The sequence below is a fragment of the Streptomyces agglomeratus genome (assembly GCF_001746415.1).
Lineage (GTDB): Bacteria > Actinomycetota > Actinomycetes > Streptomycetales > Streptomycetaceae > Streptomyces > Streptomyces agglomeratus.
Genome location: NZ_MEHJ01000001.1, coordinates 4,211,321 through 4,235,746 on the forward strand (window position 1 = coordinate 4,211,321; position 24,426 = coordinate 4,235,746).

The 24,426-nt window shown below is 73.5% G+C and carries 21 protein-coding genes, 2 tRNA genes, 1 other RNA gene and 1 pseudogene; 18 read left to right on the top strand and 7 right to left on the bottom strand.

All coding sequences use genetic code 11. The annotated features are described in order from the left end of the window. The first annotated feature begins 5 nt into the window (after positions 1–5). The 12 genes from mpaM (at position 6) to AS594_RS18340 (ending at position 10,783) form a co-directional block, all read left to right on the top strand. Positions 6–863 (top strand): daptide-type RiPP biosynthesis methyltransferase, encoded by an 858-nt coding sequence (mpaM, locus tag AS594_RS18290; RefSeq protein WP_240509045.1) that lies wholly within the window; start codon positions 6–8, stop codon positions 861–863. Further along, positions 860–2,170, top strand: a complete 1,311-nt coding sequence (gene mpaD, locus AS594_RS18295) for a daptide-type RiPP biosynthesis aminotransferase (protein WP_069932596.1) — start codon at positions 860–862, stop codon at positions 2,168–2,170. The genes mpaM and mpaD overlap by 4 nt, the downstream gene beginning before the upstream one ends. After that, a complete protein-coding gene (gene mpaC, locus AS594_RS18300) occupies positions 2,167–3,381 on the top strand; it encodes a daptide-type RiPP biosynthesis dehydogenase (RefSeq protein WP_069932595.1) in 1,215 nt (404 codons plus the stop codon). The genes mpaD and mpaC overlap by 4 nt, the downstream gene beginning before the upstream one ends. Before the next feature lie 109 nt (positions 3,382–3,490). Then, on the top strand, positions 3,491–3,688 hold the full coding sequence (locus tag AS594_RS18305; RefSeq protein WP_069930594.1) for a daptide-type RiPP: 198 nt from the start codon (positions 3,491–3,493) through the stop codon (positions 3,686–3,688). Between the two features lie 73 nt (positions 3,689–3,761). Continuing rightward, on the top strand, positions 3,762–3,959 hold the full coding sequence (locus AS594_RS18310; RefSeq protein ID WP_069928056.1) for a daptide-type RiPP: 198 nt from the start codon (positions 3,762–3,764) through the stop codon (positions 3,957–3,959). Positions 3,960–4,073: 114 nt separating this feature from the next. Beyond that, positions 4,074–4,241: a daptide-type RiPP gene (locus AS594_RS44710; protein ID WP_167368030.1), complete on the top strand. Its 168-nt coding sequence runs from the start codon at positions 4,074–4,076 to the stop codon at positions 4,239–4,241. A gap of 135 nt (positions 4,242–4,376) precedes the next feature. Continuing rightward, positions 4,377–4,586, top strand: coding sequence for a hypothetical protein (locus AS594_RS18315; protein WP_069928057.1), 210 nt, complete (start codon positions 4,377–4,379; stop codon positions 4,584–4,586). Next, positions 4,583–5,395: an ABC transporter ATP-binding protein gene (locus AS594_RS18320; protein WP_069932594.1), complete on the top strand. Its 813-nt coding sequence runs from the start codon at positions 4,583–4,585 to the stop codon at positions 5,393–5,395. The genes AS594_RS18315 and AS594_RS18320 overlap by 4 nt, the downstream gene beginning before the upstream one ends. Further along, positions 5,388–6,131: an ABC transporter permease gene (locus tag AS594_RS18325; RefSeq protein WP_069928058.1), complete on the top strand. Its 744-nt coding sequence runs from the start codon at positions 5,388–5,390 to the stop codon at positions 6,129–6,131. The genes AS594_RS18320 and AS594_RS18325 overlap by 8 nt, the downstream gene beginning before the upstream one ends. Before the next feature lie 13 nt (positions 6,132–6,144). Beyond that, the gene (gene mpaP / locus AS594_RS18330) at positions 6,145–7,785 is read left to right on the top strand and encodes a daptide biosynthesis intramembrane metalloprotease (protein WP_069932593.1); all 1,641 of its coding nucleotides are present in this window, start codon (positions 6,145–6,147) and stop codon (positions 7,783–7,785) included. Between the two features lie 65 nt (positions 7,786–7,850). Then, complete coding sequence (lanKC, locus tag AS594_RS18335; RefSeq protein ID WP_069932592.1) at positions 7,851–10,475, top strand: class III lanthionine synthetase LanKC; 2,625 nt, start codon at positions 7,851–7,853, stop codon at positions 10,473–10,475. Between the two features lie 14 nt (positions 10,476–10,489). After that, on the top strand, positions 10,490–10,783 hold the full coding sequence (locus tag AS594_RS18340; RefSeq protein WP_069932591.1) for a hypothetical protein: 294 nt from the start codon (positions 10,490–10,492) through the stop codon (positions 10,781–10,783). 137 nt (positions 10,784–10,920) lie between these two features. On the opposite strand, the gene AS594_RS18345 is transcribed toward AS594_RS18340, so the two are convergent. Both AS594_RS18345 and AS594_RS18350 read right to left on the bottom strand, forming a co-directional pair. Then, positions 10,921–11,574: a GOLPH3/VPS74 family protein gene (locus tag AS594_RS18345; protein ID WP_107357919.1), complete on the bottom strand. Its 654-nt coding sequence runs from the start codon at positions 11,572–11,574 to the stop codon at positions 10,921–10,923. A 110-nt stretch (positions 11,575–11,684) separates the two neighbouring features. Further along, positions 11,685–11,769, bottom strand: a tRNA-Ser gene (locus tag AS594_RS18350). 98 nt (positions 11,770–11,867) lie between these two features. Here AS594_RS18350 and ffs point away from each other — a divergent pair. The 6 genes and pseudogenes from ffs (at position 11,868) to AS594_RS18380 (ending at position 20,371) form a co-directional block, all read left to right on the top strand. After that, positions 11,868–11,966, top strand: an RNA gene (gene ffs / locus AS594_RS18355) — signal recognition particle sRNA small type. Positions 11,967–12,008: 42 nt separating this feature from the next. Beyond that, on the top strand, positions 12,009–14,201 hold the full coding sequence (locus tag AS594_RS18360) for a DNA polymerase III subunit gamma and tau (RefSeq protein WP_069932590.1): 2,193 nt from the start codon (positions 12,009–12,011) through the stop codon (positions 14,199–14,201). A gap of 41 nt (positions 14,202–14,242) precedes the next feature. After that, positions 14,243–15,496 (top strand): phosphoribosylamine--glycine ligase, encoded by a 1,254-nt coding sequence (gene purD, locus AS594_RS18365; RefSeq protein WP_069932589.1) that lies wholly within the window; start codon positions 14,243–14,245, stop codon positions 15,494–15,496. Positions 15,497–15,748: 252 nt separating this feature from the next. Further along, a complete protein-coding gene (locus AS594_RS18370; RefSeq protein WP_069932588.1) occupies positions 15,749–17,383 on the top strand; it encodes a M48 family metalloprotease in 1,635 nt (544 codons plus the stop codon). A 495-nt stretch (positions 17,384–17,878) separates the two neighbouring features. Continuing rightward, a pseudogene (locus AS594_RS18375) lies at positions 17,879–19,386 on the top strand (N,N-dimethylformamidase beta subunit family domain-containing protein). After that, positions 19,322–20,371: a phosphoribosylaminoimidazolesuccinocarboxamide synthase gene (locus AS594_RS18380; protein WP_079148714.1), complete on the top strand. Its 1,050-nt coding sequence runs from the start codon at positions 19,322–19,324 to the stop codon at positions 20,369–20,371. Before AS594_RS18375 ends, AS594_RS18380 begins: the two are co-directional and overlap by 65 nt. 46 nt (positions 20,372–20,417) lie before the next feature. On the opposite strand, the gene AS594_RS18385 is transcribed toward AS594_RS18380, so the two are convergent. The 5 genes from AS594_RS18385 to AS594_RS18405 form a co-directional block, all read right to left on the bottom strand. Then, positions 20,418–20,490: transfer RNA gene (locus AS594_RS18385), tRNA-Gly, on the bottom strand. A gap of 29 nt (positions 20,491–20,519) precedes the next feature. Beyond that, a complete protein-coding gene (locus AS594_RS18390; protein WP_069928082.1) occupies positions 20,520–21,161 on the bottom strand; it encodes a response regulator transcription factor in 642 nt (213 codons plus the stop codon). A gap of 131 nt (positions 21,162–21,292) precedes the next feature. Then, a complete protein-coding gene (locus AS594_RS18395) occupies positions 21,293–22,513 on the bottom strand; it encodes a sensor histidine kinase (protein ID WP_069932587.1) in 1,221 nt (406 codons plus the stop codon). 43 nt (positions 22,514–22,556) lie between these two features. Continuing rightward, a complete protein-coding gene (locus AS594_RS18400) occupies positions 22,557–23,324 on the bottom strand; it encodes an ABC transporter permease (protein ID WP_069932586.1) in 768 nt (255 codons plus the stop codon). Further along, complete coding sequence (locus AS594_RS18405; protein WP_069932585.1) at positions 23,321–24,307, bottom strand: ABC transporter ATP-binding protein; 987 nt, start codon at positions 24,305–24,307, stop codon at positions 23,321–23,323. The genes AS594_RS18400 and AS594_RS18405 overlap by 4 nt, the downstream gene beginning before the upstream one ends. Between the last annotated feature and the right edge of the window lie 119 nt (positions 24,308–24,426).

Below are 24,426 nucleotides of genomic sequence, written 5' to 3' on the forward strand. Positions count from 1 at the left end.
CCCCGGTGACCACGACGTTCACGACAGCCGCGACGACACTCCCCATGGCACCCGCGACGGCACCCGCCGCGCGGCTCGTGCCCGGACGGGCCGGTGAACTGCTCGCCGAACTCGGCGACCGCGCCGTGCTGTGCGACATGTACGACGCGACCGGCTCCGAGGTCTACCACGACCTCGCCGGTGGCAACACCCTCGAAATCCGCGAACTCCTCGCCGCCATCAGGCCGTTCCCCGGCCCGGTGCTCGACCTGGCGGCCGGCTCCGGCCGGCTGACGTTCCCGCTGCTCGCGGCGGGCCGGCCGGTCACCGCCCTCGAACTGTCCCCGGACATGCTGCGGCTGCTGCACGCCCGCCTGGACGAGGCGCCCGCCTCGCTGCGCGGCCGGTGCGACACCGTACGGGCCGACATGAGCGACTTCTCGCTCGGCCGCCGGTACGCGGTCGTCGTCCTGGGCACCACCACCGTCTCCCTGCTGGACGCCGACGGCCGGGCCGGCCTGTACCGGGCGGTCCGCGACCATCTGGAGCCCGGCGGCCGGTTCCTCCTGTCCACGGTGGACCTCGACCCGGACGACGACGGGCCGGCCGAGGCGGAGCTGCTGCACGCCGCCCCGAGCGGACGCGCGTACCGGATGTTCGAGCACTGGGTGGACGGCTCCGGCACCCGTACGGTCACCGTCTTCCCGGCTGAGCCCGGCGCCGGACCCGTCCCCGTGTGCGTGACGTCCATCAACGTCCTGCCCGTCGCCGTACTGGAGGACGAGCTGGCCCGGGCCGGATTCGCCGTCCGCTCCCGTATCCCCCTGACCGGCGCCGGCGAGCGCCACCACGACGTACTGCTGGAAGCGGAGGCCCTGCGATGAGCCGCACGAGCACGAACGGCACGGCCGACGCCGTCCGCACCGCACAGGCCCTGTGGCCCTCCCTGCTCGCCCCCTCGGACCACGGCCGCCCCGACCTGTGCGCGGTCTCCGCCGAAGGCGTCCGGGTCCGGTTCGCCGACGGCCGTGAACTCCTCGACGGATCGAGCGGGTTGTGGAACACGAACATCGGTTACGGCAACCGCGCCATCGCCCGGGCGGCGGCCGAAGCCCTGACCGACGCCTCCTACCTGAGCGTCTTCCGGTACGAGAACACCTACGCCCGGCGGGCGGCGGACGAACTCGTCGAGCTGGCCGGCGCCGAGCACTACGGCCGCGTCCTCTTCTCCACCAGCGGCGGCGCCGCCAACGACCTCGTGATGAAGCTGGCCCGGCAGTACCACGCCCTGCGCGGCGAGGGCCGCCGCAAGATCGTGGTGGGGCTGCGCGGCGGCTACCACGGCCTGACCTTCGGCGGCTTCGCACTCACCGGAGACGACCTCGGCCAGCAGGTGTACGGCGTCGACCAGCGCCTGGTCCGTCACGTCACGCCCAACGACCCGGCCGAACTGGTGACGCTGCTCGCCCGGCAGGGGGCGCAGATCGCAGCCGTCGTCGTCGAACCGGTCCTCGGCAGCGGAGCCGTCCCGCTGACCGACGACTATCTCGCCACCCTGCTCGCCCTGCGCGAGGAGCACGGCTTCCTGCTGGTCGCCGACGAGGTGGCCACCGGGTTCTGCCGTACGGGCGACTTCTTCGCCACCGAGCGCTGGCCCGCCCGGCCGGACCTGCTCATCGCGTCCAAGGGGCTGACCAACGGCACCAGCGCGGCCGCCGCCGTACTCGCGTCCCGGCAGGTCGCCGGGGTCTTCGACGAGGCCGACGCGGTGCTCAGTCACGGCGAGACGCAGGCCGGGACCCCCGTCACCTGCGCCACCATCCTGGCCACCCTGGCCGAGATGCGCCGGCTGGACGCGGTGGGCCTGTCCCACCGGCTGTCCGCGCTGCTCGACGAGCGTCTCGCCGCACTGGCCGCCTCCCACGACCTGGTGACCGGTTCCACCGGGGCCGGCTGCTTCCGCTCGATCCGGCTGCGTACCCCCGACGGAGAGCCGTTCCCGCAGGCCGAGGTGCCCGCGCTGGTCGCGGCCGTCCGCGCGGCGGGAGCGATCGTCCACCCCGGTGTCCACGGCGTCCAGCTCTTCCCGGCCCTCACCTACACCGAGGCCGACCTGGACGAACTGCTCGGCTGCGTACGGACCGGCCTCGACGCCGTCACCCCGGCGGCACTGGCGGGGTCGGCGCGATGAGCCTGAGCTGGTCCGGGCCCACCCGGCTGCTGCACGGCGGTGACGGACTCACCACCTGGCTGGAGGACTTCCGCGGCCACCGCGTCACCCTCCTCGCCGACGCGGCCGTCGCCGACGCCGCCATCACGCGTACGGTGACCGACCGCCTGGGCCGCTCCCGCCTCGACACCGACACGGTCGTACTGGACGGCCCCGGCGACGCCCACTCGATCGCCGCCCTCGCGAGCCGGCTCGACGGCACCGACCTGGTGATCGGGATCGGCGGCGGCACCCTGCTCGACCAGGCCAAACTCGCCGCGCTGCAGCACGCCGTACCCGAGGCGGGCGGGGTGCTGACCGGCCCGCAGCGCAGCGGACTCGTCGTGCTGCCGCGCTGGACGGCGCGGAGCGTGCCGCTGGTGGCCGTACCCACCACGGTGGGCACCGGGTCCGAGCTGAGCCACGTGGCCTGCCTGGCGCACGGGGACGGCAAGCGGCTGGTCATGGGCGGGGCACTGCGGCCCGACGCGGCCCTGATGGACCCCGCCGCCACGGCGACGCTGCCGGACGAGCTGCTCGCGGAGGGCGTCCTCGAGGCGCTGTTCCGGGTGGTCAGCCCGTACGTCGGGGACCACCGGGACCTGCCCGTCGAGGACGCGCTGGCCGAGACGGTCGCCGGGCTGCTGACCACGCTGGGGCACCGGGTGCGCGAGGACCGGCTGGCCGGGCGGCAGCCCGACGAGCGGGTCCGCGGCGACATCGCCCGGCTCAGCGGGCTGGGCCACGCCGACTGGCTGAACCTGGGCCGGCCGCCCTTCGCGGTCAAGGGCTGGCTGGTCGCCAACGAACTGTCCCACGCGCTGGGCATCCGCAAGGTCACCGCCGTGGCGGCCCTGCTGCCGGCGCTGTGGCGGGCCGTGCTCGACGGGGACGAACGGCTCGGCTCCGCGCCGCGGCTGCGCCGGCTGTGGGCCGGGCTGCGGGCGACCGCCCCCGGCGTACTGCCCGCCGACCCGGCCGACGGAGTCGCCGCGCTGGCTGGGCACTGGCTGATCGACAGCCGGACAGCGGCGGACGCCGGCCGGCTGGACGCGATCACGGCTCGGATCGTACGGGCCTGGGGTGCGGGGCTGCCGATGCTCGGCGGCCTGCGGGCCGACGACATCCGCCGGCTCCTCGGGGACGCGGTGGCGTCCCCGCCGGTGCCCGTGCGGATGCCCACCGCGGCCTGACGGCCGCCACCACAGACTTCCGCGCCGGACGGATCGGTCCTCCGGCGCGGCAGAGAAACACACACGCGTCACGGGGCTCACGAAGCCCACGACAACACAGGAGATGACCATGCAGGACGTTTTCAAGTCCGGCCAGGAGCTGGGCGCGCAGGGCGCGTTCCCGGCGGAGCTGGAGCTCGGCATGCAGGAGCTCGAGGCCATGGAGGCGCCGGGCTGGTGGACGGCGGCCGGTGTCAGCGCGGGCGTCGTCGGCACCTCGGCCGCGGGCTACCTGAGCTACGTCGCCTCCGCCGCGATCATCACCTGATCCGGCCGCACCACAAGCGGTACCTCACCACCGCACAACCCATCGACTTCTCCCACAGCAAAGGAAATTGACCATGGAGAACATCTACAAGTCCGGCCAGGAGCTGGGCGCGCAGGGCGCGTTCCCGGCGGAGCTGGAGCTCGGCATGCAGGAGCTCGAGGCCATGGAGGCGCCGGGCTGGTGGACGGCGGCCGGTGTCAGCGCCGGTGTCGTCGGCACCTCGGCCGCGGGCTACCTGAGCTACGTCGCCTCCGCCGCGATCATCACCTGATCCGGCCCGCCGAACCGCACCACAGGCAGTACCGCACCACCGCACCACAGGCAGTACCGCACCACAGGCAGTACCGCAGTACCTCACCGCATCTCATCGACGTAAGGAACTCTCATGGAGCACCTCACCCCCGCCTTCCAGGGCACCCAGGACGGCACCGACGCGCTGGAGCTGAACATGCAGGAGCTGGAGGCCATGGAGGCCCCGGGCTTCTGGACCGGCTTCACCGCCGGCGCCGCGATCAGCGGTGCGGCCATCGCCTCCGCCGCCATCGCCACCTGACGGCGCCGCGCCACCTGGCGCTCCGCCCCTGACGGCGCTCCGCGTCCCGGCCGGGTGACGACACCCGGCCGGGCGCGGCCCCACTTCCCCCCACCCCGCACAGCAGCACCCGGACTTCCGGAACTGGAGACACTCATGCCGCAGCCGGCCTCCCCGCCCCCCTCGAACCCGTCCCGCGCCGGCGGCAGGACCGCCCTCGCCGCCGCCTTCCTGGTCATCGCCACGTCCCTCGCCCTGATCGCGCTCGACGGCACCGCTCGCGTCGCCGTCACCGCCGTGCTGGTGGCCGGTCTGCTGGTGTGCGCGGGAGTGTTCGGCGCCCAGCTCCGGTCGGCCCGCCGATGAGCGCCGGCCCGGTCGTCGCCTTCCGGAACCTGACCAAGAGCTTCGGCGGGGTCACGGCCGTGGAGGACCTCACGTTCGAGGTCCGGCCGGGCCGTGTCACCGGGCTGCTCGGGCGCAACGGGGCCGGCAAGACCACCACCCTGCGGATGCTCCTCGGACTCGCTGCCCCGACCTCCGGCTCGGCCACCGTCTTCGGCAGCCCGTACGCGCAACTTCCGCGCGCCGCGCACCGCGTGGGCGTCTGCATGGACGGCCTGGGCTCGGTCCCCGGCGCCACCGGCCGCCGGGAACTGGACATCTGGTCCGCCACCCTGGGCCTGCCGGCCCGCAGGACCGACGAAGTCCTCGGCCTCGTCGGCCTGTCCGAGGCGGCCGACCGCCCGGTCAAGGGGTACTCGACGGGCATGCGCCAGCGCCTCGGCCTGGCCACCGCCCTCCTTCCCGACCCCGAACTGCTGATCCTCGACGAGCCGGCCAACGGCCTCGACCCGGACGGCATCCGACAGCTCCGCGAGACCCTGCGCGCCCTCGCGGCCGAGGGCCGCACCGTCCTGGTCTCCAGCCACCTTCTCGCCGAGGTCGAGCAGACCGTCGACGACGTGGTGGTCGTCCAGCGCACCCTGCGGTACGCCGGCACGCTCGCCGACCTCACCGGCAACGGCGCCCACCGCCTCGAAGACCGCTTCTTCGCACTGGCCGGAGAGGCGCCCGGAACCGACGCGGCTTCCGGAGCGACCGGACCCCGGCCCGAAGCGAATCCCGAAGCGAAGCCGGGATCGAAGCCCGAGGGGAGCCTCACCCATGCGTGACCTGATCACCGCCGAGTGGCGCAAGGCCACCACCGGCCGCACCTGGTGGATCCTCGCGGGCCTCGGCGTACTGATGAGCCTGACCTCCGGCTTCGGCTTCGCCTCCCAGGGCGACGCTGCCATCACCACCGGAGCGGCCTCACCGTCCGCCGTCACCGACGACGTGGTGCGGGCCTGGATGATGACGTTCCTCTTCTCGTCGCTGTTCGGCGCCCTGCTCGTCACCCGTGAGTACGCGAGCGGCTCCATCACGCGCTCGGTCCTCCTCAGTGGCACCCGCGGCCGCCTCTTCGCGGCCAAACTGACCGTCGCCACGCTCTCGGGAGTCCTGTACGGGCTGCTGGCGGCCGCCCTGGCGGCCCTCTGCGCGTACGCGACCCTCAACCACTTCGGCCACAGCCCCGAGTGGACCACCGAGACCACCCTCATCGCGCTCGGCGTCCTCGCCTGCAACGTGCTGGCGGCGGCCTGGGGCGCGTTCCTCGGCTGGATCGTGCGGCACCAGACGGCGACGGTCGTGCTGCTGATGGCCCTCACCCTGCTGGTGGACCCCGGAGTGCAGCAACTCGCCCCGGACGTCGCCAAGTTCCTGCTGACCATCGCCATGAGCTCGGTCTACCGGGACGCCAAGCCCGACCTGCTCTCCGTCCCGGTCGCCCTGCTCGTCATCGGCGGCTGGCTGACCGCGGCCGGGTTCGCCGCCCGCAAGCTGCTGTTCACCCGCGACGTTACGTGAGGTAAGGCCCGACATGCCCACCAAGACAGCACCCGCCGGCGGCGACACCGCCCTCATCGACCGGCCCCGCACCGCCCCCGACGTCGCGGTGCACGAGCCCGTCGAGGACGGTGCCCCCTGGGTCGTCCAGCGCGGCCACCACCAGCACTTCCGGGTCGCCCCCGACCTCGCCCGGCTGATCCGCACCCTGGACGGCACCCGCGACCACGCCGAGCTGGCGCAGGTCCTGGGCCCGCCCTGGACCTCCGGCCACGTGGACACCGCCGTACGCAGGCTCGCGGGCAGCAAGCTGCTCGACGACGGGCGGCCGCGCCGCCGCAAGGCGTCCTGGGTGCGGTTCGTGCCTCCGCTGACCGTCCAGTTCACGGTGGTCCGGCCCGAACGGGTGCTGGCCCGGCTGGTGCCCGTCATCTCGGCGCTCGCGAACCGGGCGATGGCGGTCGTCGCCGCGGCCGTCGCCGTCGGCGGCATCCTCGCCCTCGCGCTGCTGGCCCCGGCCCTCACCGGCGCGCTCGGCCGGCCGCTGCCGCTGGCCGCGTACCTCGGGGTCGTCGCCGGCGTACTCGCCACCACGGTCGTCCACGAGATCGGCCACGGCGCGGTCCTGACCTACTACGGCGGGCGCCCCAGCCGGATGGGCGTGATGCTCTTCTACCTCTCGCCCGCCTTCTTCTGCGACGTGTCGGACGGCTGGCGGCTTCCGCACCCCCACCAGCGCGTCAGGGTGGCCCTGGCCGGCATCACGACGCAGACCGTGATCGCCGGTTCCGCCGCGCTCACCGCCCTGTTCCTCGGCCCCACGACCCTGCGCGACGCCCTGCTGGTGCTGGCCCTGACGACGTACGTCTCCGGACTGGTCAACCTCCTCCCGCTGGTCAAGCTCGACGGCTACATCGCTCTCATGAGCCACCTGGACATTCCCCACCTGCGGGACAGGGCGATGACCGACGGCCGCCGCTGGCTGACCCGCGTCCTGTTCGGCGGCCGGTACGAGCGTGAACTGCCCGGCCGCTCCTGGTCGGTCCCGTACGGCCTGGCCTGCGCCGCCTTCCCGCTCTACATCGTCGCCGGGGCCCTCGCCCTGTGGTCGGACCTGCTCCAGCGGCTCGGCCCCGTCGGCGCCTGGATGCTCTTCCTGGGCGTCGGCTACCTGCTCTACCGGCTGGGCGCGGGCTACGTCCGTGCCTGCCGGGAGGCCCGCGCCGCCGGCGGCCGTCCGTGGCGCACCGTCGCCGTCACCGCCGTGGTGGCGGGCGCGGCCACCGCCGCCGCCCTGCTCGTACAGCTGCCCCTGGCCGTCTCCGGCGGGTACGTCACGCGGGCCGACGGGCGCACCGAGCTGGTCCTGCCGACCAGCGCCGACCGGTCGCTGATCCGGGAGGGCGCCACGGTCGAGCTCATCACCTCCGGCCTGATGACCCGCCGGCAGACGGGCTCGGCGACGGTCGCCGCCGCCGGCCCGGCCGAGTCCACGGCATCGATCTCGGCTTTCCTCCCGGTCCGTACGGACGCCCTTCCGTCGCCCGTACTGGCCTACCCCCTGAGCGTCGGCGAGGCCCCCGAGGACCGCACGGGCACCGCCCGGATCGACGCCGGGACCCGTCCGCTGTGGGACTGGGTCCTCACCAAGTACATCGCCCCGGTGTGGCGCTGACGGCGGCCCGCCGCCCCGCACCCCCCGGCCCCTGACGCATCCCGAGCGGGAAGAGACCCGAGACCATGGACCTTCGCTACCTGCACCACTGCCCGGTGGGCACGCCGTACTACGACGTTCCCGACACGGGCGCCACCGCCGACCAGGACTTCGCGGCGGTCCTCGCCCCGCCGCCGCCCGGCTGGACGCAGGGCGACCTCGCGGAGTGGGTGGTCCTGACCCCGCCGGACCACGAACTGCCCGCGCAGGGCTGGAAGATCCACGTCTCGGCCGGTCCGGACAACGCCGAGCGCGTCCTGGAGACGGTCCGCTCGTACTGCTTCGAGCAGGGCCTGATGTTCAAGTTCATCCGCAGCTCCACGCTCCTGCACCGCCGCAACAGCAAGTACGGCGACCGGGGCAGCAGCGGCAAGTTCATGGCGCTCTACCCGCTGAACGACGAGCAGCTCGCGGTGGTCCTGGCCGAACTGGGCGAACTGCTGGACGGGGAGAGCGGCCCGTACATCCTCAGCGACCTGCGCTGGCGCTTGGGTCCGCTGTACGTCCGCTACGGCGGTTTCGTGGCCCGCATGGGCCGCGCCCCCTCCGGCGAGCTGGTCCACTGCATCGAGGACCCCGACGGCCGGCTCGTCCCCGACGTACGCGGCCCCTCCTTCCGGCCGCCGGGCTGGGTCACCCTGCCCGCGTGCCTCCAGGAGGCGCTGGCGGCGCGCGGCGCGGGCACGCTGCGCGACTTCCCGTTCCGTGCCACCAAGGCCCTGCACTTCTCCAACGGCGGCGGCGTGTACCGCGCCACCCACCTGCACAACGGTTCCGAGGTACTGCTCAAGGAGGCCCGCCCGCTGGCCGGGCTGGACGAGGACGGCACCGACGCGGTGACCCGGCTCGCCCGCGAACACTGGGCGCTGACCACGCTGGCCGGACTGCCGGCCGTCCCGCGCGCCCTCGACTTCCGCAAGGGCAGCGAGCACTGGTTCCTCGCCCGGGAGTACGTCGAAGGCGCGTCCCTGGCCAAGGAGAGCGCCATGTGCAACCCGGTCGTGGGCGGCGCCGGGAGCGTCACCGCGCAGGACACCGCGGCGTACACCCGCTGGGCGCTGGACATCCTCGACCAGGTGGACGAGACCGTACGGGCCATGCACGGCCGCGGTGTGGTCTTCGGCGACCTGCACCCCAACAACATCCTCGTCCGTCCGGACGGCACGGTGGCCTTCATCGACATGGAGACCGCCAGCGAGGCCGCCGACGACACCGCCCAGGCCATCGGAGCGCCCGGCTTCCGGGCCCCGGCGGGCTGGAGCGGCACCGCGGTCGACCGCTACGCGCTGGGCTGCCTGCGGCTGTCCGTCTTCCTCCCGCTGACGGTGGTGATGCCCTGGGCGCCCGAGAAGACCGACCAGCTCCTGGAGCTGATCACCGACCGTTTCCCCGTACCGCCGGGCTTCGCCGACCAGGTCCGCCGCGAGCTGGGCCACACCTCCGCCCCGCCCGCCGGCGCCCGGCGCGCCACCGACGTGGTGTGGGCCGCGCCCGACGCCGGGAACTGGCCGGAGACCCGCGAGCGCATCGCGGCCGCCGTCCTCGCCTCGGCGACCCCGCACCGTACGGACCGGCTCTTCCCCGGAGACGTCGAGCAGTTCACCACCCCGGGCGGCGGACTGGGGTTCGCCAACGGCGCGGCCGGCGTGCTGTGGGCCCTCGCCGAGACCGGGACCACCGTCCCCGGGGAGCACGTCGAGTGGCTGACGGCCGCGGTCCGCACCGCGCCGGACCCGCAGCCCGGATTCCACCACGGGCTGGCGGGCATCGCGTACGCGCTGGACCGGCTCGGCCGCCCGGCGGAGGCCCTCGGCGTACTGGACCGGGCCCTCGCGCTGCCGCGGGAGGAGCTGGACGACAGCCTGCACGCGGGCCTGTCGGGCCTGGGGCTGACGCTGCTGCACTTCGCGGACCGCACCGGTGAGCGCGGTCTGCTGGACGAGGCGGCCGCGACAGCCGCCCGCGTCATCTCCCGCCCGCACGCCGACACCCCCGGCAAGCGGCTCCCCGGCCTGCTGCACGGCGGCTCCGGTGAGGCCCTGTTCCTGCTGCGGATGTACGAACGCACCCTGGACGGCGCCTACCTGACCGCCGCCGAGTCCGCCCTGCGGCGCGACCTGGCGGAGACCGGCCGGCTGCCGTACGAGGAGGCGCCGGAGGGCGCCCCCTGGGCCCGCCCGCACCTGGGCGCGGGAAGCGCCGGCCTGGGCATGGTGCTGCACGACTTCCTCGCGCACCGGCCCGACCCGGAACTGGCCGCCGTACGCGACACCGTGCGACGGGAACTCCAGCCCGAATTCGCCCACCAGAGTGGCCTGTTCAACGGCCGGGCCGGTACGCTCGCGGCCCTGACGCACCTCGACGACGGCAGCCAGGACACGGAGCGCGCGATCCGCGCCCACCTGGCCGGTTTCGGCTGGCACGCCATCCCGCACCAGGGACACCTGACGTTCCTCGGCGACCAGACGCTGCGGCTGTCGGCCGACCTCGGCACCGGCGCGTGCGGCGTACTGCTCACCGTGGACGCCGCACTGGCCGCCAGGCCGTGCCTGCCCTTCTTCGCCGCCCTCCCCGCTTCCCGGCCCGCCCCGCCGGAACCCCGCGCCGCCGTACGCCCGCCCGTACGGCTCCTCGCCGGCACCGCCCGCTGACCAGGGAGACCGACATGACTGCCCCGAACGCCCACGACCACGTATTAATCGTTCCAAGGGACGACGGCGGGGCGGGAGCACCCGAGCTGGCCGCGGTCCGCCTGATCGCCCTGCTGCCGCCCCAGTGGCGGTACGCCCCGACGTACCCCGGCCAGAAGGTCTGTCTGCGGGTCAGCACGGGCGGCCGGGCGAGCGCCGCCGAGGTCCGCTCGCTGGTGGACCGGGCACTGGCCGACCCGGGCCTGCGCGCCTGGCGGCGTACCGCCTCCTGCGACGAGCGCGTACCCCGCCCGGCGACCTCGGTCTGAGGCCGCCGGGCGGTCCCGCCGCGCCCGGCACCCGGCAGTCACACCGGTCGGGCCCGCCGCGCCTGCCGGGCCCGCCGCGCCTGCCGGGTCAGGCGGGGGTGACTTCAGGCCGGGGTGACTTCAAATGAGGGTGACTTTCAGGTGAGGGTGACGGCCGTCACGGCGGCGATCGTCGCGGTGGTGGCGGCCTGCACCGCCCGCACGGCGTCCCGCACCAGGGGAACCGACCACTGCCCCTGCGCCAGCTCGGTCAGGCGCCGGTCGAGCGCCTTCTTCTCCGCCTCGGGGAACGCAAGCTCCTGGAGCCCCGCGCCGTGCAGCAGCCCCAGCAGCGCCACCGTCCGCTCGTCGGGCTCGGCGCCGCCGTGGACCACCGCCTCCAGCGTGTCCCGCAGCTCGCGCTCCACGCTCCCGTCGGCCTCCGGGTAGCGGCGGGTCGGGAAGATCCCCCAGACCCGCTTCCTCTCCTCGCGCACGAGGCCCCGCTCCAGCAGCCGCCCACGCGCCGCGTTCACCGCGTCCTTCTGGAGCAGCTCGACCCAGTCGCGCGCCTTGCGGGGCTTCTCCCGCCCGGCGAGGGCCGCGAGCACCGGATCCACGGCGGGCTCCCCGACCGGTGCCGCGTCCCGCACCACGATGTCCTTGCCCACCACGGCGATACGCCCCAGGAGCGCCAGCTCCACCAGCGCGGCCCCCGCCACCGCCAGCCCCGTCCTCATCGGCTCCTGGCCGGCACCCGTGTCGTCCTCCAGCGAGAGGAGCATGACCTGTTCCCCGAGCGTGCTGTCCACAGCTGTTCCCCATCCCCGAGTCGTTACCGCTGAGCGACGGTCCTCGCTCAACGACGAAGGCCCCGGCCGGTTTCCCGGTCGGGGCCTTCGTCTGCCCTGACGGGCAAGTGCGGAGGATACGAGATTCGAACTCGTGAGGGGTTGCCCCCAACACGCTTTCCAAGCGTGCGCCCTAGGCCACTAGGCGAATCCTCCGCCGCAAACAATACAAGACGTTGAGGAGTGCTCGCGAACGCGTTCCGCGTGGTGGGGGCCGGGCTCGTTTTCCCGGGGGGCGATCCGCTAGGGTGGGGGCCAGCCCCTCACGTGGCGCTATCTCACCGAACTCCCCCAGGGCCGGAAGGCAGCAAGGGTAAGTGGGCTCTGGCGGGTGCGTGGGGGGCGCTTGCGTTGGGCGGGGCCGGTTGTCGGTGGGTCCCGATAACCTCGTATACGTGTCGTCCCTTGCGCTCTACCGCCGCTACCGTCCCGAGTCGTTCGCCGAGGTCATCGGGCAGGAGCATGTCACTGCCCCCTTGCAGCAGGCCCTGCGTAACAACCGGGTCAATCACGCGTACCTGTTCAGCGGGCCGCGGGGCTGTGGAAAGACGACCAGCGCCCGCATCCTCGCCCGCTGTCTGAACTGTGAGCAGGGTCCCACTCCGAACCCGTGCGGCGAGTGCCAGTCCTGCGTCGACCTGGCCAGGAACGGCCGGGGTTCGATCGACGTCATCGAGATCGACGCCGCTTCGCACGGTGGCGTGGACGACGCCCGTGACCTGCGGGAAAAGGCGTTCTTCGGCCCGGCGAGCAGCCGCTACAAGATCTACATCATCGACGAGGCGCACATGGTCACCCCGGCGGGCTTCAACGCCCTGCTGAAGGTGGTCGAGGAGCCCCCGGAGCACCTGAAGTTCATCTTCGCGACGACGGAGCCCGAGAAGGTCATCGGCACGATCCGTTCGCGTACGCACCACTACCCGTTCCGCCTGGTGCCGCCGGGCACCCTGCGCGAGTACCTCGGCGAGGTGTGCGGCAAGGAGGGCATCCCGGTCGAGGACGGCGTACTGCCCCTCGTCGTACGGTCCGGGGCCGGATCCGTCCGTGACTCGATGTCCGTGATGGACCAGCTCCTCGCCGGCGCGGCCGACGACGGTGTGACATATGCCATGGCGACCGCGCTCCTGGGGTACACCGAGAGCTCCCTGCTCGACTCGGTCGTGGACGCCTTCGCGGCCGGGGACGGGGCGGCCGCGTTCGAGGTCGTCGACCAGGTCATCGAGGGCGGCAACGACCCCCGGCGGTTCGTGGCCGACCTGCTGGAGCGGCTGCGCGACCTGGTGATCCTCGCCGCCGTGCCCGACGCCCGCGAGAAGGGCCTGATCGACGCGCCGGCGGATGTCGTGGAGCGCATGCAGGCCCAGGCTTCGGTCTTCGGCGCCGCGGAGCTGAGCCGCGCCGCCGACCTGGTCAACACCGGCCTCACGGAGATGCGCGGGGCGACGTCGCCCCGGCTCCAGCTGGAGCTGATCTGCGCCCGCGTGCTGCTGCCCGCCGCCTTCGACGACGAGCGTTCCTTCCAGGCGCGGCTGGACCGCCTGGAGCGCAACGGCGGCGGCGCCTTCATGGCCGCGGCCGCCGCCCCCGGTCCGGCGATGGGATATGTACCGGGCGCCGAGGCGCACGGGGCGCCCGCGGCTGCGGCGGCCGCACCGGCCCCCGCCCCCGTGGTGCCCGCGCCCGTCCCCGCAGCGGCGCCCGCACCGCTGGCGCCCGTGGCCGGGCCGGCCGCCCCCGAGGGCGGTCAGCGCCCCGGTGCGTGGCCCGGTTCCGGCGGCGCCGGTGCCGCCGGGCAGGACGCCGGGGGGCGCCGGCCCGGCGGGTGGCCCACCGCCTCCGCCCCGGGCCAGGGCCGGCCCGAACCGCAGCCCGCGCCGCCCGCAGCGGCGCCGTCGGCCCCCGCCGCTCCGGCTGCTGCCGCGCCCGCCGTCTCGCAGCAGGCCGTGCAGGGCGCCGTACAAGTGCAGAACATGTGGCCGGGCATTCTGGAGGCCGTCAAGAACCGGCGCCGCTTCACCTGGATCCTGCTCAGCCAGAACGCCCAGGTCAGCGGCTTCGACGGGACCACGCTCCAGATCGCGTTCATCAACGCCGGCGCCCGCGACAACTTCGCGAGCAGCGGCAGCGAGGACGTGCTGAAGCAGGCGCTGGCCGAGTCCTTCAACGTGCAGTGGAAGATCGAGTCGGTTGTCGACCCGTCCGGCGGCGCAGGCGGCGGAGGCGCGCAGCCCCCCGGTGCGGGAGGCGGCTTCGGCGGTGGTGGCGCCGCGGGTGGAGGCGGTTTCGGCGGCCGGCCCCCTGCCCCGGCACCGCGACCGGCCCAGCCCGCCCCGCAGCCCCAGCCTGCCCCGGCCCACACCGGCCCGCAGTCCCCGGGCCCGCAGCGGCCGGCCCCCGAAGGGGCTCCGGGCAGCTCGTACGCCATGGACTCGGCGCCCCCGCCCGCACCCGCGCCGCCGCCCATGGCGATCGAGGACGACGTACCGGAAGAGGACGACCCGGACCTCGTCGACTCGGCCCTCTCCGGTCATGACCTGATCGTGCGGGAACTGGGCGCGACGGTCGTCGAGGAGTTCACGAACGAGTAGCCCGGCGGGGGGAGCGCGGCGCGCGGGCTAGGCTGCACACCGTGAAGGTCCTCGTCATCGGCGGCGGCGCCCGCGAACACGCCCTGTGCCGCTCTCTGTCCCTCGATCCCGACGTCACCGCGCTGTACTGCGCCCCCGGCAACGCCGGCATCGCCGAGGTGGCCGAGCTGCACCCGGTCGACGCCCTCGACGGCGCCGCCGTGGCCCGCCTCGCCGGCGAGCTCGGCGCCGGCCTCGTCGTCGTCGGCCCGGAGGCGCCGCTCGTCGCGGGCGTCGCCGACGCCGTGCGCGCGGCCGGTATCCCGTGCTTCGGCCCGTCCAAGGAGGCCGCCCAGCTGGAGGGCTCCAAGGCGTTCGCCAAGGACGTGATGGCCGCGGCGAACGTTCCCACCGCCCGCAGCTACGTCTGCACCACCCCCGAAGAGATCGACACGGCACTGGACGCCTTCGGCGCGCCGTACGTCGTGAAGGACGACGGTCTCGCCGCCGGCAAGGGCGTCGTCGTGACCGACGACCTCGCGGCGGCCCGCGACCACGCGCTCGCCTGCGACCGCGTGGTCATCGAGGAGTTCCTCGACGGCCCCGAGGTCTCCCTCTTCGCGATCACCGACGGTGTGACCGTCCTCCCGCTCCAGCCCGCGCAGGACTTCAAGCGCGCGCTCGACGGCGACGAGGGCCCGAACACCGGCGGCATGGGCGCGTACTCCCCGCTCCCGTGGGCCGACCCCAAGCTGGTCGACGAGGTCATGGCGACCGTCCTCCAGCCGACCGTGGACGAGCTCCGCCGCCGCGGCACTCCCTTCTCGGGGCTGCTGTACGCGGGTCTGGCGATCACCTCGCGCGGCGTACGGGTCATCGAGTTCAACGCCCGTTTCGGCGACCCGGAGACCCAGGTGGTCCTGGCCCGTCTCAAGACCCCGCTGGCGAGCGTCCTGCTGCACTCCGCCAACGGCACTCTCGACGTCGAGCCGCCGCTGACCTGGCGCGACGACGCCGCCGTGACGGTCGTCATCGCCTCGCACAACTACCCGGAAACGCCGCGCACGGGGGACCCGATCGAGGGCCTCGGCGAGGTCGCGGCCCAGGATGCGCCCCATGCGTACGTCCTGCACGCCGGCACGCGGCGCGAGGGCGACGCGATCGTGAGCGCGGGCGGCCGGGTGCTGTCCGTGACAGCGACCGGCAAGGACCTCACCCAGGCCCGCGAGCGCGCGTACAAGGCCGTCTCCCGGATCCGCCTGGACGGCTCCCAGCACCGCACGGACATCGCCCAGAAGGCGGCAGCGGGGTCCTGACCACCCACTGCGCCCACTCCACTCACCCGGGCCACCGCGCCCTCTCCTGTTGCCGACCAAGTCAGCAGCTTTCCCCAAAGCCATTCCATCGGGTGACCGCTGGTCCATCCGGCTGACGGCCGCCGAACCCCCAACTAGGGTGCGGCGCAAGCGTTCCGGCACTTGGCCCACCGACATTGCGATGTCAGTGACGGGTGCCACAGTGGGGGAGTGAGCAAAGCCGTCGCAGGGCGAAGGGGGTGACGTCCGGCCGTGTCCGGTACCGGTATGGGTGTGGAGAAGGGCGCGCGGTCCGCGCGTTCCAGGGCTCTCGCCGTGCTGCACATCCGCAGCACGGCGCTGGCCGTCGCCCTGCTTCCCGCGGCCGTCGCCGTCGTCCTGCTCGTGGGCGGCGCGACGGGTCACGCGGTCGGCGGGGGCTGGGACACCGCGCGCTGGGTGACGAGTGCGGTCGCGGTGGTGGCGCTGCTGGCGGCCGCCGCCGTGGGGGCCGTGATCGTACGGGCGAGACCCGCCACGAGTCCGACGGTGGAGGTCGCCGAACAGTCGGCGCCGGACCTCTACCGGCTCGTGCGCGACCTGGCGGACCGCCTGGAGGTCCCGGTGCCGTCCGCGATAGCGCTCACCCCGGACTGCGACAGCTGGCTGGAGGACCGTACGCACCCGGCGGCGTCGATACCGGGCGAGACCCCCCGGCGCCGCAGGTCCACGGAGGCCCCCGTGCTCGTCATCGGGTCGCCTTTCCTGTGGTGGATGCGGGTCGCCGAGCTGCGCGCGGTGCTCGCCCCGGTCGTCGCCGGTACGGGCCCCTCCGCGCACCCCGACATAGCCGCCGCCCGCCGCTTCGTACGCGGCCTGGACGCGGCGGTCGCGGTCGCGGCGGCCCCGGGGCAGAGCCTGCTGCGCCGTGTCCTCCTCGGTTTCGTCGGCCGGGTCTCCCGGCTTCTCCTGCGGAGCTGCCGCGTCCACGCGGCCGAGATGGAGCGCGGCGTGGCCGCCGCCGCTTCCGACCGCGCGCAGACCGTCGACTACGGCCTGCGGATCGTCGCCCAGGAGCAGGTCGGCCTGGCGTACGCTGGCTGGGACCGGCTCCTGACCCGGGTCGCGCTGCCCGCCTGGCGGATGGGCCGCTGGCCCTCCCGCCTGGACGCGGGCGTCGTCTCGGCGCTCACCGAACTCTCGCGCCGCGACCGCCTGGCCGAGGGTTTCGCCTCCCGTCTGGGCGAGCGTCCGGCGTGCGATCTGCTCGAAGAGCCGGGCACGGTGGACGAGGCCGCGTCGCTCCTCGCCGCCCGCCTGTTCCACGGCGGCCCCGCCGAGCCGGGACCGGACTGGTCACCGGTGGACTGGAGCCATTACCCGGAAGAGGTCGTGGACCGTAAGTGGCGCGCGGACGCCGCCCGCCTGCACCGCGTCCTGGACACCATGGGCGTACGCCGCGCCACGGCCCCCACCCTCACCCGGGTAATGGACCACCTGTCGGCCGCCACGCCCCCCGACAACCCCGCGGCGGAGACACTGGCCGCCGCGATCGGCGCCGAGGTGGCCCGGGAAGAGGCCGCGGCCCCGCCGCCCGCCCCCCTGGGCGTCGACGCCGACGGGGACACCGGCCCCCTCCCGCTCCTGCCCCTGGTCCCGCCCAGAACGGGCCGCGACCTGCTGGCCGACCACGTCACCGCGATGGTCTGCTGCGCCGCGGTGGACACGGCCGGCGCGACCCCGGGCCTGGACTGGCTCGACGGCCCCACGCTCCTGGTGGACGGCGAAAAGCGCGCGGACCTCGGCTCCCCGGTCCTGACCCTCGTGGAGGACGGCGACGCGACACCACTGCGCTCCTGGCTGGCCTCAGTAGGAGTACGCCCGGAAAAAACAGTCCGCCTGGTCTGACCCCGGCACAGACCCACCGCACTCCACGGTGCCGGGAGGGGCCGTGTCGGGGCGCTCCCCGCAGGGTGTCGAACGCAACGACCGCGAACACACCGCAGCGCTGCCCGAAGGTTCGGCACCCGAGGAGACGCCCCGACGCGGCACCGACCCCAGCGCCTCTGCCCCGAAGCCCCCGCGATGCACTCCACGGTGCCGGGAGGACGCGGCACCGACCCCGAAGCCCCGGACCACTCGGCCCTGCCGCACTCCACGGCACCGACCCCGAAGCCACCGCACCGAAGGCCCCAGCCCCCGCCCCCGCGCCCCCGTCGCGCCCCGCCCGCGCTCCCTCACCACCCCCTTACCACGACACCCTCGTACCGGAGGCTGAGGTTCCGTTAACGTCAATTCGCGACGAACGGTGACGGAGTGCGTGCGTTATGTGATGTGCTGGGGGCCAGTAGCTGACAAGTGACGCATCACAGTTGTCTCGGGGGCTAGAGGGAGGGAAGCGGCATGGGGGACGAGTTTATCCGGCGCTGGGAATCGGGCGCGCTCGCCCATGCCGTGTCGGACCCGTTCGGGCAGGGCCCCCTGCCCTGGCTGCGCGGCAGCGAGCACTACTTCAGCGACAGCGGCCAGGTCATCCCCTGGTACGCCGAGCCCACGGAAGGCGCCGACCACCGCGACCCCGTCACCGGAGCCCGCCTCCCGCAGCCCCGCTCCGCTTCCACCGGCGGCCCCCGCACCGCCGACGACGTACGGCAGCAGATCAAAGGCTTCGCGTCACCCGGCGCGGCCGCCCCCGGCGAGGCGATCGACTTCCACATCACGGTGGACCCGCCCCAGCAGTTCTCCGTGGACATCTACCGGATCGGCCACTACGGCGGCGACGGCGCGGCGAAGATCACCACCAGCCCCCGCCTGTCCGGCATCGTCCAGCCGGCCCCGCTCACCGCCGACCGCACGGTCTCCTGCCACCACTGGTGGCTGTCCTGGCGCCTCCAGATCCCGGACTTCTGGAGCATCGGGGCGTACGTGGCCGTGCTGACCACTGCCGACGGCTACCGCTCGCACATCCCCTTCACGGTCCGCGACAGCCACCCGGCCGACCTGCTCCTGCTCCTCCCGGACATCACGTGGCAGGCGTACAACCTCTACCCGGAGGACGGCCGCACCGGCGCCAGCCTGTACCACGCGTGGGACAGCATGGGCCGGCTCCTGGGCGAGGAGCAGGCGGCCATGACGGTCTCCTTCGACCGCCCGTACGCGGGCGCGGGCCTCCCACTGCACGTGGGCCACGCGTACGACTTCATCCGCTGGGCCGAGCGCTACGGCTACGACCTGGCGTACGCGGACGCCCGCGACCTGCACGCCGGCCGCATCGACCCGACCCGCTACCGGGGCCTGGTGTTCCCGGGCCACGACGAGTACTGGTCGGCCCCCATGCGCCGCACCACGGAACTCGCACGCGAATCCGGCACCTCACTCGTCTTCCTCTCGGCGAACACGATGTACTGGCAGGTCGAGCTCGCCCCCTCCGCGTCCGGCACCGCCGACCGCCTCCTCACCTGTCGCAAGCGCCGAGCCCCCGGCAAGGCCGCCCTGTGGCGCGAGATCGACCGCCCCGAGCAGCAGCTCCTGGGAATCCAGTACGCCGGAAGGGTCCCGGAGCCCAGGCCCCTGGTCGTACGCAACGCGGACCACTGGCTGTGGGACGCGACCGGCGCCCACGAGAACGACGAGATCGAGGGCCTGGTGGCGGGCGAGGCCGACCGCTACTTCCCCCGCACGCAGCTCCCGAGCACCAGGAACGGATCCTGCTCGCCCATTCCCCGTACGAGGACAGCGAGGGCCACCGCCGCCACCAGGAGACCTCGCTCTACCGCGCCCCCAGCGGCGCCCTGGTCTTCGCCTCCGGCACCTTCGCCTGGTCGCCAGCGCTGGACCGCCCCGGCCATGTGGACCCGCGCATCCAGCGCGCGACGGCGAACCTCCTGGACCGCATCTGCAAACGCGACTGACCGACGCACCGCCCCCGCCCCGACACCCGCGCTCCGCATACGGGAGAATCGGAAGCGTTCCTGGATCAACCTACGCGGAGGAACCGTGTCCGGATTCGTAGAAAAGCCCGAGCCGCTCCAGCTGCCGGGCCTGACCCACCTCCACACGGGCAAGGTGCGTGACCTCTACCAGAACGAGGCCGGCGACCTCGTGATGGTCGCCAGCGACCGCATCTCCGCGTACGACTGGGTACTGCCCACCGAGATCCCCGACAAGGGCCGGGTGCTCACCCAGCTCTCGCTCTGGTGGTTCGACCAGCTCGCGGACCTCGCCCCGAACCACGTGATCTCCACCGACCTTCCCGACGGCGCCCCGGCCGACTGGGCCGGCCGTACGCTCATCTGCAAGTCCCTGCGGATGGTGCCGGTCGAGTGCGTGGCCCGCGGCTACCTCACCGGTTCGGGCCTCGTGGAGTACAAGGAATCAAGGACCGTCTGCGGCCTCGCCCTCCCCGAGGGCCTGACCGACGGCTCCGAGCTGCCGGCCCCGATCTTCACGCCCGCCACGAAGGCGGCGGTCGGCGACCACGACGAGAACGTCAGCTACGAGGAAGTGGCCCGCCAGGTCGGCGCCGAGACCGCCGCCCAGCTGCGCCAGATGACCCTCGCCATCTACAGCCGGGCCCGCGACATCGCCCGCGACCGGGGCATCGTCCTCGCCGACACGAAGTTCGAGTTCGGCTTCGACGGCGACGAGCTGATCATCGCCGACGAGGTGCTGACCCCGGATTCCTCGCGTTTCTGGCCCGCCGCCACCTGGGAGCCGGGCCACGCACAGCCCTCGTACGACAAGCAGTACGTCCGCGACTGGCTGACCTCGCCGGCCTCCGGCTGGGACCGCAAGGCGGAACTGCCGCCGCCCGCGCTTCCGCAGGAGATCGTCGACGCCACCCGGGCGAAGTACCTGGAGGCGTACGAACTCCTCACCGGCACCACGTGGTCGTAGCAACGCAGAAGGCCCCGGTCGTGGTGACCGGGGCCTTCTGACTCTGAGCGGACGACCAGGTTCGAACTGGCGACCTCAACCTTGGCAAGGTTGCGCTCTACCAACTGAGCTACGTCCGCATGCACTGTGTTGCCGTGTGCGTTGCCAACTATACCCAACCTCGCTCGCGTGCGAGGCGCACCGCGGCATGACGATTTTCCGCACCCAGTTTCGAGGCGGCCGAGGACAGGTAGTTCCGGACCGTCCCGGGCGACAGCGCGGCCCGCTCGGCGATCTCCGCGACGGGCGCCCCGTCCGCCGCCAGCTCCAGCACTTCCGCCTCGCGCGCGGTCAGCGGCGAGTCCCCGGCGGAGATCGCGTCGGCCGCCAACTCCGGGTCCACGTAACGGTTTCCGTCCCGTACGCTCCGGATCAGCTCGGCCAGCCGCTGCGCGCTGACGGTCTTCGGCACGAAGGCCCGCACCCCCGCCGCGAGCGCCCGTTTCAGGTGGCCGGGCCGCCCGTGGCTGGTCACGATCATGCAGCGGCAGCCGGGCAGCTCGGCCCGCAGGGTTGTGGCCACACTCACACCGTCGGCGCCCGGCATCTGGAGATCAAGGACGGCGACGTCCGGCCGGTGCGCCCGCGCCATCGCTATCGCCTCGGGGCCGGTGGCCGCCTGGGCGACGACGACGAGGTCGTCCTCCAGCCCGAGGAGCGCGGCGAGGGCTCCCCGGATCAGATGCTCGTCGTCGGCGAGCAGCACCCGAACCGGCCTTCCGCCGGACCCGCGCCCCTCATCCCCACCCACGGCACGACCACCCGACCCAGCACCGTCCACCGCACCGCCACCCACTCCGGCACCCCCCACACCGGCACCACCCACCGCACCGCCACCCACTCCGGCACCTCCCGCACCAGTGTTACCCGCCCCGGTACCGCTCACCGCAGCACCTCCCGTACCAGCGGCACCTCGGCCGTGAGCCGGAACCGCCCGCCCGCGGCCGGCCCCGCCCGCAGCGTCCCGCCGACCGCGCTCAGCCGCTCCCGGAGCCCCGCGATCCCCGACCCGGGAGTCGCCGAGGCGCTCACCTCACCCGCACCGTCGTTCTCCACGACCAGCACCGCCCGCTCCCCGTCCGCCGTCAGCCGCACCGTGCAGTTGCGGGCGTCCCCGTGCCGCAGCACATTGGTCGTCGCCTCCCGTACGACCCACCCGAGCGCCGACTGCACGCCGGCCGGAAGCTGCACCCCGGCCTCCCGCTCCATCCGGCACGCGATGCCCGCCGCACTCAGCACGCCCCGTGCCCCTTCCAGTTCGGCGGGCAGATCCGCCGCACGGTAGCCCCGTACGAGCTCACGCACCTCGCGCTGCGACTCCTGGGCGATCCGCTGCACCTCGGCCATCTGGTCGGCGGCCTCCGGCCGGCCGCGCCGCGCCAGCTGCACCGCCAGCTCGCTCTTGAGCGCGATGACGGCGAGATTGCGGCCCATAACGTCGTGCATGTCCCGTCCGAAACGCAGCCGCTCCTCGGCCACCGCGAGCCGCGCCGACACGTCACGGGCCTTGTCCAGCTCGCGGATGACCGCCATGAACCAGGCCGACGACCGCGTGGTGATCAGCGCGATCAGCCCTATGACGACCACGACCACCGCCCCGGCCACCGCCGCCGACGCGGGCGCGCCGGTGGCGGCGAGCGCCCCGGCGATCAGCACCGCGACCACCGACGTCCCGAGCACCAGGCGCCGCAGGGTCGACAGCATGTACGTCGACATGGCCGTCGTGAGCAGGGTGTACGGGAGTATCCCCACCAGAGCCGAGCCGTCGTCCCGAACTCCGTCGGTCGCCCGGAGGGCCAGGACGAACCCCGCCGAAGCGCCGCCCAGCGCCAGCGAGGCCAGGGCCGAACGCCACGGGGTCGGCGCCCCCTCGATGTAGTGCGCGAGCCCGTGGTGGATGGTGTGCATAGCGACGGCGCACTGAGCCACGGTGAGGGCGATCAGCCCGCGGGCGAGGGCGACGGAATCGGAGTCGTGGCCGAGCTCCTGTGTGAGTGGCGTGAGCATGCCGAGGGACATGAGCCACGGCAGCACATACAGCAGCACCCGCATGTACAGGTCGAGCTTCCCCGCCTGAGTGCGCTTGCCCCAGAACCCCTTCATCCCCGTCCCCCGATTCCCGGCGCCACCGCCCCGCCCCCGTCCGTTACCGCCGCGGTTCCCACCGGAACCACCGCCGCACCGCGACCACTGACAGTACGGTCCACGCCACCGCCGTGCCGACCGACCCCAGCGCCTCGTACACGCCCAACTGCCCACTCCAGCCGCCCCGCACGAGCTCCACCACCGGCGACAGCGGCAGCAGCTCCAGCACCGAGGCCACTCTGTCCGGCAGCAGCTCAAGCGGCACGACGACGCCGGAGCCCACCAGCGAGATCAGCATCAGCGGCATGATCGTGATCTGGGCTCCCTCGGCGGACCGGGTGAACACCGTGGTCAGGGCCGCCATCCCGCTCGTGACCACCAGCCCCAGCAGCACACCGGCCACCACCCACACCGGATCGGCCGGCATGTCCATCCCCAGCACCGCCGCGCCCGCGACCATCAGCACCACGCACTGCGCCAGCCCGGCCACCAGCGTGGCGGCGGCCGTGCCGGCCAGGATCTCGGCGTCGCTCAGCTCCCCCGTGCGCAGCCGCTTCAGTACGAGCTCCTCGCGGCGCACCACGTAGACCGTGACCAGCGCCGAGTACACCCCGAAGAGCAGGACGAACGCCACGGCCATCGGCATCATCGCCTCCCCCAGCGAGAGCCCCGCCTCTGCGAGGTCCAGGTCCTCGACGACCGGCCGCATCGAGTACGTCATGGCCACCGGAACCACCAGCGCCGTGAGGAGTACCGCCTTGTGGCGTACGAGCAGGGTCAGTTCGGCCCGCGTCAGAGCCGCCATACGTCCTGTGACAGCGGTACTCATCGTGCCGCCACCCCCTCTTCCACCTTGTCGTTCCGGTCGTCCTGCCCGTCCTGCCCGTCCTTCCCGGCATCCCGGGCAATGCTGAGGAACGCCTCCTCCAGCGAAGCCGACCGCACATCGAGCCCGCGCAGCTCCAGCCCCGCCGCCTCCGCCCACATCAGCAGCCCCGTGGCGGTCCGCTGAAGGTGTTCGGTGAACAACCTGGCCGTGCGCCCCGCCAGTTCGTGCCCCGTGACGCCCAGCGGCCCCAGCGGCGGCAGGTCTCCCAGGTGGTAACCGTCCGGCAGCTCGAAGGAGATCTGCGACGGGTACTCCGCCACCACCTCGGCCACCCGCCCCTCGGCGGCGATCCGCCCCTCGTGCAGGATCGCCAGCCGGTCGGCCAGCTCCTCCGCTTCCTCCAGGTAGTGCGTGGTCAGCAGCACGGTCGTCCCTCCGTCGCGCAGCTCCCGCACCAGCTGCCACGTCTCGCGCCGCCCCTCGGCGTCGAGCCCCGTGGTCGGCTCGTCGAGGAAGAGGACCTCGGGCCGTCCGAGCAGCGCCGTGGCCAGGTCCAGCCGCCGCCGTTCGCCGCCGGACAGCTGTTTCACCCGTACGCTCTGCCGCTTCCCCAGCCCCACCAGATCCAGCGCCTCGCCCACCGGCCGCGCCCCGCTGGTGCAGCCCGCCCACATCCGGACGGTCTCGCGCACGGTCAGCTCGGACGGGAAACCGCCTTCCTGGAGCATGACGCCGACCCGGGGCCGCACCTTGGCGCGTTCGGCGTACGGGTCGTGTCCGAGCACCCGGACGCTGCCGCCGCTGGGCCGGGCGAGGCCCTCCAGGAGTTCCATGGTCGAGGTCTTGCCGGCGCCGTTGGTGCCGAGCAGCGCGAAGAGTTCGCCGCGCGCCACGGAGAAGGAGAGCGAACGGACGGCCTCGAAGCCGCCACTGTAGGTACGCCGGAGCCCCTCGGCGTCGATCACGTACTCGTTACTGGTCATGCCACAAGGCTTCCGCCGGACCACGGCCACCGGCAGTGCGCGTTGTCATCACTGCACATGACAAATGTCAGATCGGCGGTGGGACGGGAACACCGGACCCAGGACGTACGACGAAGGCC